General features: G+C 65.6%; 13 protein-coding genes. 6 read left to right on the top strand and 7 right to left on the bottom strand.

Annotated elements, in window-relative coordinates:
* The first annotated feature begins 5 nt into the window (after positions 1-5).
* Positions 6-785, top strand: coding sequence for an enoyl-CoA hydratase/isomerase family protein (locus QX094_RS02470; protein ID WP_316174099.1), 780 nt, complete (start codon positions 6-8; stop codon positions 783-785).
* A 698-nt stretch (positions 786-1483) separates the two neighbouring features.
* Here QX094_RS02470 and QX094_RS02465 read toward each other — a convergent pair.
* Positions 1484-2206, bottom strand: a complete 723-nt coding sequence (locus tag QX094_RS02465; protein ID WP_316187634.1) for a DUF418 domain-containing protein — start codon at positions 2204-2206, stop codon at positions 1484-1486.
* Positions 2207-2248: 42 nt separating this feature from the next.
* Positions 2249-2731: a hypothetical protein gene (locus QX094_RS02460; RefSeq protein WP_316187633.1), complete on the bottom strand. Its 483-nt coding sequence runs from the start codon at positions 2729-2731 to the stop codon at positions 2249-2251.
* A 101-nt stretch (positions 2732-2832) separates the two neighbouring features.
* On the opposite strand from QX094_RS02460, the gene QX094_RS02455 reads away from it, so the two are divergent.
* Positions 2833-3699 carry a GNAT family N-acetyltransferase gene (locus QX094_RS02455; protein ID WP_316174095.1) on the top strand — a complete coding sequence of 289 codons (867 nt, stop codon included), beginning with the start codon at positions 2833-2835 and terminating at the stop codon, positions 3697-3699.
* Between the two features lies 1 nt (position 3700).
* Here the strand turns inward: QX094_RS02455 and QX094_RS02450 are convergent, their stop codons facing one another.
* From QX094_RS02450 to QX094_RS02430, 5 genes are all read right to left on the bottom strand, one after another.
* On the bottom strand, positions 3701-4063 hold the full coding sequence (locus QX094_RS02450) for a VOC family protein (protein ID WP_316174093.1): 363 nt from the start codon (positions 4061-4063) through the stop codon (positions 3701-3703).
* A gap of 87 nt (positions 4064-4150) precedes the next feature.
* A complete protein-coding gene (locus QX094_RS02445) occupies positions 4151-5155 on the bottom strand; it encodes an SDR family oxidoreductase (protein WP_316187632.1) in 1005 nt (334 codons plus the stop codon).
* 206 nt (positions 5156-5361) lie between these two features.
* The gene (locus QX094_RS02440) at positions 5362-5790 is read right to left on the bottom strand and encodes a GlcG/HbpS family heme-binding protein (protein WP_316174092.1); all 429 of its coding nucleotides are present in this window, start codon (positions 5788-5790) and stop codon (positions 5362-5364) included.
* A gap of 167 nt (positions 5791-5957) precedes the next feature.
* Complete coding sequence (locus tag QX094_RS02435; RefSeq protein ID WP_316187631.1) at positions 5958-8912, bottom strand: FAD-binding and (Fe-S)-binding domain-containing protein; 2955 nt, start codon at positions 8910-8912, stop codon at positions 5958-5960.
* Positions 8913-9025: 113 nt separating this feature from the next.
* Positions 9026-9784, bottom strand: a complete 759-nt coding sequence (locus QX094_RS02430) for a GntR family transcriptional regulator (RefSeq protein WP_316166147.1) — start codon at positions 9782-9784, stop codon at positions 9026-9028.
* A 127-nt stretch (positions 9785-9911) separates the two neighbouring features.
* Here QX094_RS02430 and QX094_RS02425 point away from each other — a divergent pair, with 127 nt between their 5' ends.
* From QX094_RS02425 to QX094_RS02410, 4 genes are all read left to right on the top strand, one after another.
* A complete protein-coding gene (locus tag QX094_RS02425) occupies positions 9912-11117 on the top strand; it encodes an alanine--glyoxylate aminotransferase family protein (RefSeq protein ID WP_316187630.1) in 1206 nt (401 codons plus the stop codon).
* A gap of 208 nt (positions 11118-11325) precedes the next feature.
* Positions 11326-12519 carry a pyridoxal-phosphate-dependent aminotransferase family protein gene (locus QX094_RS02420; protein ID WP_315753552.1) on the top strand — a complete coding sequence of 398 codons (1194 nt, stop codon included), beginning with the start codon at positions 11326-11328 and terminating at the stop codon, positions 12517-12519.
* Entirely contained in the window at positions 12519-13316 is a 798-nt protein-coding gene (locus tag QX094_RS02415) for an enoyl-CoA hydratase/isomerase family protein (RefSeq protein WP_316166149.1), read from the top strand. Before QX094_RS02420 ends, QX094_RS02415 begins: the two co-directional genes overlap by 1 nt.
* A 133-nt stretch (positions 13317-13449) precedes the next feature.
* Positions 13450-14436 (top strand): tripartite tricarboxylate transporter substrate binding protein, encoded by a 987-nt coding sequence (locus QX094_RS02410; protein ID WP_315825115.1) that lies wholly within the window; start codon positions 13450-13452, stop codon positions 14434-14436.
* The last annotated feature ends 31 nt before the right edge of the window (positions 14437-14467 follow it).

Here is a 14467-nt window from a genome sequence, read left to right as displayed (position 1 = left end):
AGGCGATGACCGACGACAGCGTGATTCTCGACAAGCGCGGGCAGGCCCTCTGGATCACCATCAATCGTCCGGAGAAGCGCAACGCGCTGAATGGCGACGTGATCGCCGGGATCTCGCGCGGCTATCGCACGGCACATGACGATCCCGAGGTGCGCGTGATCGTGCTGACCGGCGCAGGAGACAAGGCGTTCTGCGCCGGCGCCGACCTGCAGAACTCCGGCGCGGCCTTCGCGATGGATTTCTCCCGCCCGAATGTCGATTACGCGGACTTGCTCCGGCTGTCGCAGAATTCCACCAAGCCGGCGATTGCGCGCGTCGGCGGCGTCTGTATGGCCGGCGGCATGGGCTTGCTGTGCATGACCGACATGGCGGTCGCAGCCGATCACGTCGTCTTCGGCCTGCCGGAGGTGAAGGTCGGCGTGTTCCCGATGCAGGTCCTGAGCCTCTTGCAGAGTATCGCGCCGCCGCGTCTCGTCAACGAATGGGCGCTCACGGGCGAGCCGTTCGACGCCAAGACTGCACAGGCTGCCGGGCTGCTCAACCATGTCGTTCCCGCCGCCGAGCTCGACGGCAAGATCGACTGGCTGATCGGCCGCATCGTCGACAAGTCGCCGACCGCCATCCGCCGCGGCAAATACGCCATGCGCGCTATCGCCTCGATGTCGTTCGACGAGTCCATCGCCTATCTCGAAAGCCAGATCGCGCTGCTGGCGATGACCGAGGATGCCAAGGAGGGCCTGAGGGCGTTTGCCGAGAAGCGCAAGCCGGTGTGGCCGGGGAAGTAGCTCGCTGCGGGTAGAGCGTGTGACGGCGGCTCTGTTGTTGCCGCTGTCATGCTCCGCGAAGGCGGAGCATCCAGTACGCCGAGGCCTCCCGGTTCGATGACCACGGCCTCTGGAATACTGGATAGCCGGCTTTCGCGGGCGATGACAGTGGAGGGGTGGAAAGGTTCTTTGCTCCAACACTATTTGTCCACATAGGGTGATACATGGATCCGCGATCTCGCGACGCTTCGCGTCCGAGTCTTGCGTCAGATTTCGCCCTCTGAACGAAGAGGGCGCAGGGAAGGCCGGAAGCTCGCCGCCCCCATGGCCCGCCTGCAGGAAGAAAAGCAGGCGGCAGTCACCACAGGTTTGGCCGCAACTACCGGCCTTCCCTGCGCGACGGGCTTACGGCTTATACGTGGTCTCCCTGGTGCGCCGGGCTTTCTGGCCACCATCCCCGCGCGAAGCAAAGCCTCGTCGCGAGTTGACATCAGCGTCGGGATGTCAGGACCACACGACTTCGCCGTCCGCCACGCCACCAGTCGTCTTGCGCAAACGCGCCTGATGCCGCGACGGCCATCGCATCACCGGCCCAACGCTCGTGACGATCGCGAGGCGCCCCTCTCGTAGGCCGTGACGCCGGGAAATGTGCAGCTGATTTGCCCGACGGCGCAACACCCGTCGGGGTGCGACATAGTAACCCGACGGGTAAAGTCGCGTCAGGAGTGCGGCCGAAGCCGCATCGGCTGCAGCTTGTTGTACATCAGGCTGCGCCACAGCCATTCGATGGGGCCGAACTGAAACAGCCTCAGCCAGCACCAGCTCGCGATCATCTGGAGCACATAGACAGCCACGCCGATGCCGAGTGCGAGCGAGACGCTGAGCCGGCCGAACAGGCCGAGGCCATAGCCGTAGAACACGACGCCGAAGATGACGGACTGCATGAGATAGTTGGTGAACGCCATCCGGCCGACGGGAGCCGCCCAGCCGAGCAGGCCGGCGCCCCAGATGGTGCTTGCAGCCGAAAGGATCAGCGCGCCATAGGCAAGCGCCAGGCTCACAGTCGCAAGCGATGCGCCGGCGTCGATCGTGACAGCGAGTGCGGCCAGGGCCGTCAGCAGCAGCATGACGCGGTGATGCGGCATATCGCGCAGAAGGCCGGATCGCCAGATGACGATGCCGGCGAGGAAAAGTCCGAGCGTGCGCGGAAAGATCCACAGATGCAGCGGCGCGATAGCGCTGATCTCGGAAAGCCGGAGGGCGAGGATCTGCGGGAAGTTGCCGTTGGCATAGGTGCGATTGGCATCGACGACATGCTGCATCATCCAAGAGGAGCTTGGTAGCGGCAGCACGGGAATCAGCCAGCCGGTGAAGTACAGCCCGAGCAGGGTGAGGCTGCTCGCGATCACCAGCCAGCTTGGCGCGAACAGGAACGGCAGCACGAGCAGTCCTGCAAGCGCATATTCGGTCAGGATGTCACCATTCTACAGCAGCGTCAGGTGCAAAATGCCGATCGCGAGCAGGACGAGCAGCCGCCGGAGCAGCAGGGGGATACGTCGCTCCGGAGCGATCCGGTCGAACTGCATGGCCAGCCCGATGCCGAACAGCAGCGAGAACAGGGCAAACGCCTTCATGGAGACGGCGCGCGCGAGACCATCTTCGATGGCGCGATTGAAGGGCGAGTCGCCGATGATGGTCCACAGCAGATCGATCATCTTTGGCGACAATGAACCTCCGAAGAAGATTGTGCCGGTCTCATGCGTTGTCGTTGCCGGCAGAAATTGCTGGAAGATCGAGATACGGAACTCAAATACGACGTTGATGGCCATCACCCCGAACAACGCGAGGCCGCGGAGGATGTCGAGGCTGACAAGACGGTCGGTGGTCGCGACGGAGGGAGGCGGACTTTGCGCGATGTCTCTGCTAAGAAGGGCTGTCAAATCGACCTCGGTGGTACGACGTCTCATCGGCGCGGCAATGCCGACGGTGAAGCAGGAGCAGTGGAGATGGCCTCAGTCAAGGCCTCGTTGCTGATGCGGGGCTGTGTTCAAGGCATGAGGATGAGGACATGACCTCGTCCCATGCAGCCGACGGCCTCCTCATCCGAACGATGCGGCCTGACGAGATTCCACTAGTCCTCGACTGGGCGGCGGCCGAGGGCTGGAATCCCGGCCTGTCCGACGCCGCGTGCTTTTCCGCGGTCGATCCGCAGGGATTTCTCATCGCCGAACGTGACGGTGTGCCGGTCGCGACGGTGTCCTGCGTCAACTACGACGAACGCTTCGCGTTTCTGGGCTTCTACATCGTACGTCCTGATCTGCGCGGGCATGGCTATGGCCTGCGGCTCTGGCAGGCTGCGATGGCGCATGCGGGATCGCGTGTCGTCGGCCTCGACGGTGTCGTCGCGCAGCAGGACAATTATCGAAAGTCCGGCTTCAAATATGCCTATGCCAATGTCCGCTACGGCGGGAAGGCCGCTACGGTGCTGCCGGCTGCTGCGCGATCGGACTTCGTTGCGCTGAGCGACGTGCCGCTGGCCGATATCGAGGCCTCCGATGCGGCTGTGTTTCCGGCGCCGCGCCGCGCGTTCCTGCAGGCCTGGATCGGAGCCCCCGGCCATGTCGGCCGCGCTGTCATCCGCGATGGCGCGCTTGCCGCCTGGGGCGTGATCCGGCCATGCCGCACCGGCTCTAAGATCGGTCCGCTGGTCGCGCACAGCCGGGCCGATGCCGAGGCCATCGTCTCGGCGCTGCTGAGCGAGATCGGCGACTCCGAGGTCTTCCTCGATGTGCCGGCGATCAACCCGGAGGCGGTGGCGCTGGCGGAGAGTCTCGGACTGAAGCCGGTGTTCGAGACCGCGCGAATGTACACCCGCCCGATCGCGCCACTACGCATCGAGCGGCTGTTCGGCGTCACCACTTTCGAACTCGGCTAGCTCATTTGCCGAGCGGCCGCGCGAAGCTCAATTCGTGACCGTCGGGATCGGTGAGATGGAAGTAGCGCTCGCCCCATTCGGCGTCGCGCGGCGCGGTGGAGGGCGAGAAGCCGGCAGCCAGCGCCTTGGCGTAGACGGCGTCGACGTCCGAGACATGGAAGATGATGCGGCCCCACCAGCTCCACTGCTTATCCTCGGGCACGACAATCAGGTTGAGATAGCCAGTGCCGATGCGGAAGGTCGTGAACGGGCCGTCGGCGCCGCCATATGGGATATCGTCGAAGCCGAGCGCGCGATAGAAGGCGACTGCGCGGGCCATATCGTGGGTGGCAATGGTGATCGCGCTGATGCTTTCGATGGTCATGCAGGCGCTCCGGATGGGAATGGATAGCGCGGAGCAGAGAAGCGCATCTCGCCGGTGTCACGCAAGCACCGCGTTGCAACGCGCGGCCTAGCGCCACCCCCGCCGGCTCAGCGTCGCTCCCAGCGCAAAGAAGACAGCGGCCCCGATTGCGACGGTCGCGGCGCGGGCCACATCGCCGGGCACGAGCATCGCGTGCAGGGCCGCGCCGCGGCTGAACGAGCCGCGTGTGCGGTGCAGGCGTGTAACCGGGTGATCGAGATTGTCGGTGCGGTCGGGCACCAGCGGCACGTCGGTCTGCTGCCCGGCGATCGCCTTGGCGGCGAGGTAGCGGTCGAGCAAGGCCGGGGCGACGGCGTTGCCGAGGATCGTCAGCAGCGTCGGCCAGCCGATCCAATATTCGCGGAAGCCGCCATCGGCAACGCGATAGACGGCGTCAGCGATCACCTCAGGCTCCACCGGCCGGCCCATTGGCCGTGGCGTATGCGCAAGATGCGCGCGAGCCCAGTCGAATTGCGGTGTGTTCACCGCGGGCAGATCGACGATGCAGAGCGTGATGCCTGAGCGCTCGTGCATCAGCTCGGCCCGCAGCGAGTCGGTGAAGCCCCGGATCGCATGTTTGGCGCCGCAATAGGCCGCCTGCAGCGGAATGCCGCGATAGGCGAGCGCCGAACCGATCTGGATGATGCGGCCTTCGCCGCGCCGGCGCATCGATCGCAGCGCCGCCATCGTGCCGTGCACGAAACCGAGATAGGTCACCTCGGTGACGCGGCGGAATTCCTCCGGCGTGATGTCGGCCACGGTCGAGAACACCGTTTCCATGGCGTCATTGATCCAGATGTCGACCGGACCCAGGCGCTGCTCGAGCCGCTCGGCAGCGTCGAACAGGGCCTGCGCATCGGCGACATCGACGGCCTCGTATTCGGTATGGGCAAACCGCGCCTGCAGCTCGCGCTGGACGTCGCGCAGCGCATGCTCATCGCGCGCGATCAGGCCGATGCGATCGCCGGCCTCGCCGAAGCGGTTCGCGATGGCACGGCCGACGCCGGCGGAGGCGCCAGTGATGATGATGGTGCGAGTTCGTCTGCGAGGCATGTCCGGTTCTCCACGCGCCCCGTCATACAAACGTGCTGCAGCCGGCAATGTTTCGGGCCGGTCAAGCCGGCCGAATGAATTCTCCGTCAGCCGCGATCTGAGCCGTGGAATTCGACGCATGATCGATCAGGCTCCGAGAGGGCGGCCAGCCCCCTCGAGATTGTGGGACGGAAAAGCTCGCTGAGCTTTGCGGGTGCGACCGGAGCTCAGCCCGGATTGGCCTTGAGGCCGGCGGCCTCGATACCGGCGACGGCGCAGATCTCGTCATTGTCGGAGCTGTCGCCGGAGACGCCGACGGCGCCGACGAGCGTCGTGCCGTCCATGATCAGCACGCCGCCGGGCACCGGGACCATGCGGCCCTGGGCCAGCGTGTTCACGGCGTCGATGAAATAGGCCTGCTCCTGGGCGCGCTGGAACAGGGCGCGGGAGCCGAGGCCGAGCGCCAGCGCGCCATAAGCCTTGCCATGCGCGACCTCGGCCCGCATCAGGCTGGTGCCGTCCTGGGCGGCGGCCGCCTTCAGGCAGCCGCGGGCGTCGAGCACCATCACGGCGAGCGGCTTGAGCTTATTCTCGATGCCCTTCGCGAGCGTGGCATCCAGAATCTTGCGAGCGGCGTCGAGCTTGAGATCGGTCATGTCCGTGTCCTTTGCGATTTGTGATGAAAAGTCGGCTCTATCATCCGTCATTGCGAGCGAAGCGAAGCAATCCAGGACGTAAGAAAAGGTCTGGATTGCTTCGTCGCTTCGCTCCTCGCAATGACGAACATTGAGGTCGCGCTCCGCGGCGTCCGGTCTCTCGTGACCTACGTTGATGCTTGCGCCCGCTCCAGGCTCATCGCCAGGAGCTGCGCGGCGTGAACGGCACCGCGGGCGGCGCCGTCCTGGATCTGGTGGCGGCAGGAGGTGCCGTCGGCAACGATGAACGTTGCGGCGTCGGCGTTGCGCACGGCGGGCAGCAGCGACGCCTCCGCCATCTGCAGCGAGACCTCGTAGGTCTCCGCGCCATAGCCGAACGCGCCGGCCATGCCGCAGCAGGAGGATTCGATGGTCTCGACCGTGAGCTCCGGAATGAGTCGCAGCACCTGCTCGACAGGCTTGAAGGCGGCGAAGGATTTCTGATGGCAATGGCCGTGCAGCAAGGCCTTACCGGGCAGGGGGGCGAGCGGCAGCGCCAGCCGGCCGCCCTCGGCCTCGCGCGCCAGAAACTCTTCCAGCAGCAGCGCGTGTGCGCTGATTGTTTTCGCGGTGGCGTCGTTGCGCAGCGACAGCAGTTCGTCGCGCAGCGTCAGCAGACAGCTTGGCTCGAGGCCGATGATCGGCACGCCGCGCGAGGCGAACGGCGCGTAGGTCTCGACCAGGCGCTGCAGCTCGGACTTGGCCTCGTCCACGAGGCCGGCGGAGAGGAAGGTGCGGCCGCAGCACAGGGCGCGGCCGCCATCGGCCGGCTTGGGCACGTAGACGCGATAGCCGCCGGCGATCAGCACGCGCAGCGCGGCGTCGAGATTTTCGCGCTCATAGACGCGGTTGAAGGTGTCGCCGAACAGCACGACCTCGGGGCCATCAGCCGGACCGAACGCGTCGGCGTCGACGCGGAAGGTGTCGGTGCGGAAGGCCGGAAGCTTGCGCTTGGCGCTGATGCCCGCAACGCGCTCCATCAGCACGCGCAGGGGCGCAACATGATTGCGCAGGTTCACGAGCGGCGCGATGCGGGCAGCCATATCGGCATAGCGCGGCAGATAGGCGATGAGCCGGTCGCGCAGCGTGAGGCCATGCGTCGTCGCCCGGGCCGCCAGCACCTCGATCTTCATCTTGGCCATGTCAACGCCGGTCGGGCACTCGCGGCGGCAGGCCTTGCAGGAGACGCAGAGCTTCAAGGTCTCCATCATCTCGTCGGACGACAGCGCGCCGGGACCGAGCTGGCCGGAGATCGCGAGCCGCAAGGTATTGGCACGGCCGCGCGTGACATCCTTCTCGTCGCGGGTGGCGCGATAGGACGGGCACATCACGCCGCCGTCGAGCTTGCGGCAGGCGCCGTTGTTGTTGCACATCTCGACCGCGCCCTGGAAGCCGCCGGCGGCACCCGGATAGGCCGACCAGTCGAGCACCGGCTTGATGTCGTCGATGCGGTAGTCCGGCGGATAGCGGAACAGCGAGCGGTCGTCCATCCTGGGTGGATCGACGATGCGGCCAGGATTGAGCACGTTCGCCGGATCGAAGCGCTGCTTGACCTCCTTGAAGTCGGCGACGATGCGGCTGCCGAACATCTGCTCATGGAATTCCGAGCGCACGATGCCATCGCCATGCTCGCCGGAATGCGAACCCTTGTACTCGCGCACCATGGCGAAAGCTTCCTCGGCGATGGCGCGCATCGCCTTGACGTCCTTCTCCAGCTTCAGGTTCAGCACCGGGCGGACATGCAGGCAGCCCTCGGAGGCGTGCGCGTACATCGTGCCGCGCGTGCCGTGCCTGGCGAACACCTCGTTGAGCCGCGCGGTGTAGTCGGCGAGGTGGGGCAGCGGCACGGCGCAGTCCTCGACGAACGACACCGGCTTGCCGGCCTCCTTCATCGACATCATCACGTTGAGGCCGGCGGCGCGGAAGTCGGCGACGGCGGTCTGCAGCACAGGGTCTGATATCTCGACGACGCCGCCCCATTTGCTGATCTCGTTGCTCCAGGAGAAGCCGAGATCACCCATCAGCTCGGAGAGCTGCTTCAGCTTGGCGAGGTTCTCGTCCTTCGTCTCCTCCGCGAACTCGACCACCAGGATCGCGTCGGGATCGCCGCGCACCGCCGCCGCGATCACCGGCTGGAACATCGCGATGTCGCGGCCCAGCCCGATCATGGTGCGGTCGACCAGCTCGACCGCGATCGGCTTCAGCTTGACCAGATGCTGGGCCGCATCCATCGCCTGATAGAAGCTGCCGAAATGACAGACGCCGAGCACCTTGGTGCGGATCAGCGGCCACAGCTTGAGCTCGATCCGGGTGGAGAAGGCCAGCGTGCCCTCGGAGCCGACCAGCAGATGCGCCAGGTTGTTGGCGGCGTTGCGCGGCGTCAGTGCGTCGAGATTGTAGCCGCCGACGCGGCGCTGCACCTTGGGAAATCTGTCGGCGATCTCCGCGGCCTCGCGCTCGCCCAGCGCCAGCATGTCGCGAAACAGCGTGCGCGCGCTCTCCGGCGCGCTGACGTCACGAAGGTCTCGCGCCACCTCGCCGAAATGCGCCAGCGTGCCGTCGGCCAGCGCGGCGTCGATGGCGATGGTGTTGTCGCGCATCGTGCCGTAGCGCAGCGAGCGGCCGCCGCAGGAATTGTTGCCGGCCATGCCGCCGATCGTGGCGCGCGACGCCGTGGAGACGTCGACCGGAAACCACAGGCCGTGCTTCTTGAGCTGGCGATTGAGGTCGTCGAGCACGATGCCGGGCTCGACCACGCAGGTCCGCCCCTCGACATCGAGCGAGACGATGCGGTTCAGGTGCTTGGAGAAGTCGACGACGATCCCCTCGTTGACGGTCTGGCCGCATTGCGAGGTGCCGCCGCCGCGGGGCGTGACGATGCGGCCGTCGTCGCGGGCGATGGCGAGCGCACGCAGCGCCTCGTCCATCGTGCGCGGCACGACCACGCCCGCCGGGATGACTTGGTAGAACGAGGCGTCGGTGGCGTAGCGGCCGCGGTTGAAGCGGTCGAAGAAGACGTCGCCCGTCATCTCGGCGCGGAGCTTCTGTTCGAGCCTGGACGGACCGGCTTTGGCGTTCGGCATGGTGATCCCTGGTCGGGCCCGGCTGTCGTCCGGCGGGCGCTGTTCCGCCCGGTGTCATTCATTTCCGCAAATGCGTCAATCTGATTGCATGCAAATTTGGGCAATCCCCGGCGTTATTCGACCTTGTCTGGCTTGGCTCCCGCCAGCGGCGGCTGGCTCTCGGCGAAGTACGCGATCGCAGCCGCGCCCTTGTTGCGCAGATGCTGGAACAGGATGTCGGACAGCTCGCTTCCGGCGCGCCGGCGCAGGGCATCGAGGATCAGCTCATGCTCGCGCATGGCCTCGCTCCAGCGTTCGCGCTTGCGGGCGAAATTGGCGGAGAAGCGAACCCGGCGGATGCGGCCCGCCAGGCTCTCATAGGTCGCATGAAGGGTGGCGTTGGCGGCGGCGTCGACGATCGCCCGGTGGATCAACTGGTTCATGCGGAAATAACCCTGCATGTCCTGCCGCATGTAGAATCCGTACATATCATGATGAAACTGCTCGATTTCCGCGATCGCTTCATCTGAAATCTTCTCGCAGGCGAGGCGTCCGGCGAGGCCTTCCAGGCCTCCCATCAGGTCGAACAATTCGTGGATGTCGGCGGCGCTGAGCGGGCGCACCCGGGCGCCGCGATTGGGCAGCAGCTCGACCAGCCCCTCGGCTGCGAGCACCTTGAGCGCTTCGCGCAAGGGGGTGCGGGACACCCCCAGCATTTCGCAAAGCTGCCGCTCGGACAGGCGTCCGCCGTCGGCGACATGGCCCTCGACGATGTAGTCGCGCAGCCGCGCCAGGATCTCGTCATGCAGCGAGGTCTCGTCCCGCGCAGGCACGGATCGACCACTTGGCCCTGCCAAGGGTGGCGTCTCGATATCGGGAATCGTGGAACTCATCTTACGCATTGTAGCGGTAGTTACAGATGTGGTCGACCTCATACGTGCATGCGGTTAAGCTCTTGCATGCTGAAAGATTGAATGCAATCATGGGTGCCAGAATGCCGTCGTTGCCCGGAGCTCTGTCGTGACCCGTCCCCAAGGCCGTCATTTTTTGCATATTCCGGGCCCGAGTCCGGTGCCCGAGCGGGTGCTGCGGGCGATGGATATGCCGGTGATCGATCACCGCAGCGCCGAGTTCGCCGAACTCGGCAAGGCCGTGCTCGGCGGCTCGCAGGCGATCTTCAAGACCACGAGCCCGGTGATCATCTATCCGTCCTCGGGCACCGGCGCATGGGAGGCTGCCATCGTCAACACGTTGTCGCCGGGCGACAAGGTGCTGATGGTCGAGACCGGCCACTTCGCCACGCTGTGGCGGCAGATGGCGGCGCGGTGGGGAATCGAGGTCGACTTCATTCCCGGCGACTGGCGCCGTGGCGTCGACCCTGCCGTCATCGAGGAGGCGTTGGTCGCCGACGCCGGTCATCGGCTCAAGGCGGTGATGGTCGTGCACAACGAAACCTCGACCGGCGCGACCAGCCGGATCGGTGAGGTGCGCGCCGCGATCGACCGCGCCAGGCATCCGGCGCTGCTGATGGTCGACACCATCTCCGGTCTCGCCTCGGCCGACTTCCGCTTCGACGAGTGGAAGGTCGATGTCGCCGTATCCTGCTCGCAGAAGGGCTTCATGCTGCCGCCGGGGCTCGGCTTCAACGCCGTCTCGGACAAGGCGCGCCTTGTTGCCAAGGCCAACAAGATGCCGCGCTCGTTCTGGGACTGGGAGGACATGCTGAAGCTGAACGCGAACGGCTTCTTCCCCTATACCCCGGCAACGAACCTGCTCTATGGCCTGCGCGAAGCGATTGCGATGCTGCTCGAGGAGGGGCTCGACCAGGTGTTCGCGCGCCACCAGCGGCTTGCGGCCGCGACCCGCGCCGCGGTCGAGCATTGGGGTCTCGAGGTGCTGTGCCAGGAGCCGAAGGATTTTTCCCCGGTGCTGACCGCCGTGCTGATGCCGCCGGGCCATGACGCCGATCAGTTCCGACAGGTCGTGCTCGACAATTACAACATGTCGCTCGGCTCGGGCCTGTCCAAGGTCGCGGGCAAGGTGTTCCGCATCGGCCATCTCGGCGAGTGCAATGCGCTGACCCTGATGGCGGCGCTGAGCGGAGTCGAGATGGGGCTGCGTGCGGCCGGCGTGCCGCATCGCGCGGGCGGTGTCGATGCCGCGATGGTACTGCTGGATGAGCCATCGCAGGGCAATGCGCCGCGCCAGCTTGCGGCGGTGAAATGAGGCCAAACCGCGTGCAGCAAGCTGGGGCGTCCCGCTATGCCGCACTGCACAGAAGAAGGGGGTTTGTGTGCATCTGAGGGATGTCGGCCCGAAGCGATCGGTGCTTGCGTCTTCTTTGTTGACGCCAGCGGTCCGGCGGGAGAAAAGCGCGGCCAGCGCGTGGCATGCCACGTCCGCGCACCAACCAAATGACCGGGGATGGACGCCAATGACTGTGCACACGGGACGGCATTTTCTTCAGATTCCGGGGCCGACCAACGTGCCCGACCGCGTGCTGCGCGCGATGGACATGCCGACGCTGGACCACCGCGGCCCCGAGTTCGCCGAGCTCGGCTTCGCCGTGCTGGCGGCCAGCCAGCGCATCTTCCGCACCAAGCAGCCGGTGATCATCTATCCGTCGTCGGGCACCGGCGCGTGGGAAGCCGCGATCGTCAACGCGCTCGCGCCCGGCGACAGGGTGCTGATGGTTGAGACCGGCCAGTTCGCTGTGCTGTGGCGGGGCATCGCCGACAAGTTCAAGCTCGACGTCGACTTCATCCCCGGCGACTGGCGTCATGGCGCCGACATCGCGGCGATCGAGCAGCGTCTGGTCGACGACAAGGCGCACAAGATCAAGGCCGTCTGCGTCGTGCACAACGAGACCTCGACCGGCTGCCTGACGCCGCCGCTCGAGGTGCGCAAGGCGCTCGACCGGTCCGGCCACCCGGCACTCCTGATGGTCGACACCATCTCCGGCCTCGGCTCGATGGAGTATGAGCACGACGCCTGGGGCATCGACGTCTCCGTCGCGGGCTCGCAGAAGGGCCTGATGCTGCCGCCGGGCCTCGGCTTCAACGCCGTCTCGGAGAAGGCGCTCGCCGCCGCCAAGGCCAATCCCGGCATGCGCTCCTACTGGGACTGGCAGGAGATCATCACCTTCAACAAGCTCGGCACCTTCCCGTACACGCCGGCCTGCAATCTGCTGATGGGCCTCAACGAGGCGCTGAAGATGCTGGAGGAGGAGGGGCACGAGAACGTGTTCGCCCGCCACCGCCGCCACAGCCTTGCGACGCGCGCCGCCGTGAAGGCGTGGGGCCTCGACACGCAATGCGCCGATCCGCAGGCGCATTCGCCGGCGCTGACCGGCGTGGTCATGCCCGAAGGCCACGACGCCGATCAGTTCCGCAAGACGGTGCTGGAAAACTTCGACATGTCGCTCGGCACCGGCCTCAACAAGATCAAGGGCAAGGTCTTCCGCATCGGCCACATCGGTCATTTCAACGACCTGATGCTGATGGGGACGCTCGCCGGCGTCGAGATGGGCCTTGCGCTCGCCAATGTGCCGCATCGTGCCGGTGGCGTGCTCGCGGCAATGGACGTCCTGAAGGCGCGCGAGGCGGCGCCAATCCCGAAGGTGGCCTGATGACCGCGCCTGTGACCGGCTCCGACGATCTGATCTATGCCGTCGACGACGGCATCGCCAAGATCACCTTCAACCGGCCGCAGGCGCGCAACGCGATGACCTTCGCGATGTACGACCGGATGGCCTCGATCTGCGAGGCCATCAATGCCGACCGGTCGATCAAGGCGCTGATCCTGACCGGGGCCGGCGACAAGGCGTTTGCCTCCGGCACCGATATCTCGCAATTCCGCGCCTTCAAGACGGCGCAGGATGCGCTCGACTACGAGGCGCGGATCGACCGCGTGCTCGGCACCCTGGAGCTGTGCCGTGTGCCGGTGATTGCGGCGATCGCGGGCGCCTGCACCGGCGGCGGCGCCGGCATTGCCGCCTGCTGCGACATTCGCATCGGCACCGAGACGACACGTATCGGTTTTCCGATCGCGCGCACGCTCGGCAACTGCCTGTCGATGTCGAACATCTCGCGCGTGGTCTCCTTGATCGGACCGGCGCGCACCAAGGATCTGATCTTCAAGGCACGGTTGGTCGAGGCGCCGGAGGCGCTCGCGCTCGGTCTGCTCAACGAGATCGTGCCTGACGTCGAGACGCTGCAGACACGCGCGCTGGAGACCGCGAGGCTCATCGCCTCGCACGCGCCGATCACCCTCGAGGTGACCAAGGAGGCGGTGCGCCGCATTCGCCGGACCCTGTCGCGGGACGAGGGCGAGGATTTGATCCTGCGCGCCTATATGAGTGAGGATTTCCGCGAGGGGATGGAGGCGTTCCTCAACAAGCGGACGCCGAATTGGAAAGGCAAGTAGTCCAATGCCGTGCTTGCGACCTTATGCCGAGGAACATGAGGCCGCATCATGCTTGTGTTCTTGAACTGACCACAATAAGCCAGCAGTATCCTGGTAGGATGCAAGCTGGCGCTTCGAACGGGGAAGAAAACACGTGCGCAAACTCATCAAGATCGCGGCCGCAACGGCGGCCTTTTTTGCAACTGCGCCCGCCTTTGCCGGCTGGGAGCCGACCAAGCCGGTCGAGATTGTCGTCGCCGCAGGCGCTGGCGGTGCATCAGACCAGATGGCGCGGATGATGCAGGCTGCCATTCAGAAGAACAATCTTCTGAAGCAGCCGGTTGTCGTGTCGCTGAAGGGCGGCGCGTCGGGCGCCGAAGCCCTGATGTACATGAAGTCCAGCGACGGCGATCCGAACAAGATCCTGATCGCCTATTCGCTGATCTACATGCTGCCGCTGTCGGCCAAGCTGCCGTTCGACTGGCACGAGCTGTCGCCGGTCGCGGTGATCGCACTCGATCAGTTCGTGCTGTGGGACAACGTCAACGGCCCCAAGACGGTGAAGGAGTTCATCGAGGCTGCCAAGGCGTCGAGCTCGCCGTTCAAGTTGGGCGGCACCGGCTCCAAGCGCGAAGATCACGTGCTCACGGTCTTCATGGAGAAGAAGACCGGAGCCAAGTTCTCCTATCTGCCCTACAAGTCGGGCGGCGAGGCTGCGACCCAACTGGTCGGCGGGCACACCGAAGCGAACGTCAACAATCCTTCCGAGAATCTCGAAGTCTGGCGCGCCGGCCAGGTGCGTCCGCTCTGCGTGTTCGACAAGGAGCGCATCTCCTACACGACCAAGGTCACGGAGACGCAGTCCTGGAACGACATTCCGACCTGCAAGGAGGAGGGGCTGGACGTGCAATACCTGATGCTGCGCGCGATGTTCCTGCCGGGCAAGGTGACGCAGGAACAGCAGGAGTTCTACGTCGACCTGTTCAGCAAGCTGGTGCAGACACCGGAGTACAAGGACTACATGGAGAAGCAGGCGCTGAAGCCGATCTTCCTCACCGGCAAGGACATGCTGCAGTTCCTCGAAGAGGACGGCTCGCTCAACAAGCAGCTGATGACGGAAGCCGGCTTCGTCGCCAAGTGAGGCTGGGCGGGGCGAGGGGATGAGGAGGATC

The organism is Bradyrhizobium sp. SZCCHNS1050 (assembly GCF_032484785.1).
GTDB lineage: Bacteria > Pseudomonadota > Alphaproteobacteria > Rhizobiales > Xanthobacteraceae > Bradyrhizobium.
Note: the sequence above shows the minus strand (reverse complement) of the source record. Positions and strands in the feature narration are given on the sequence as shown.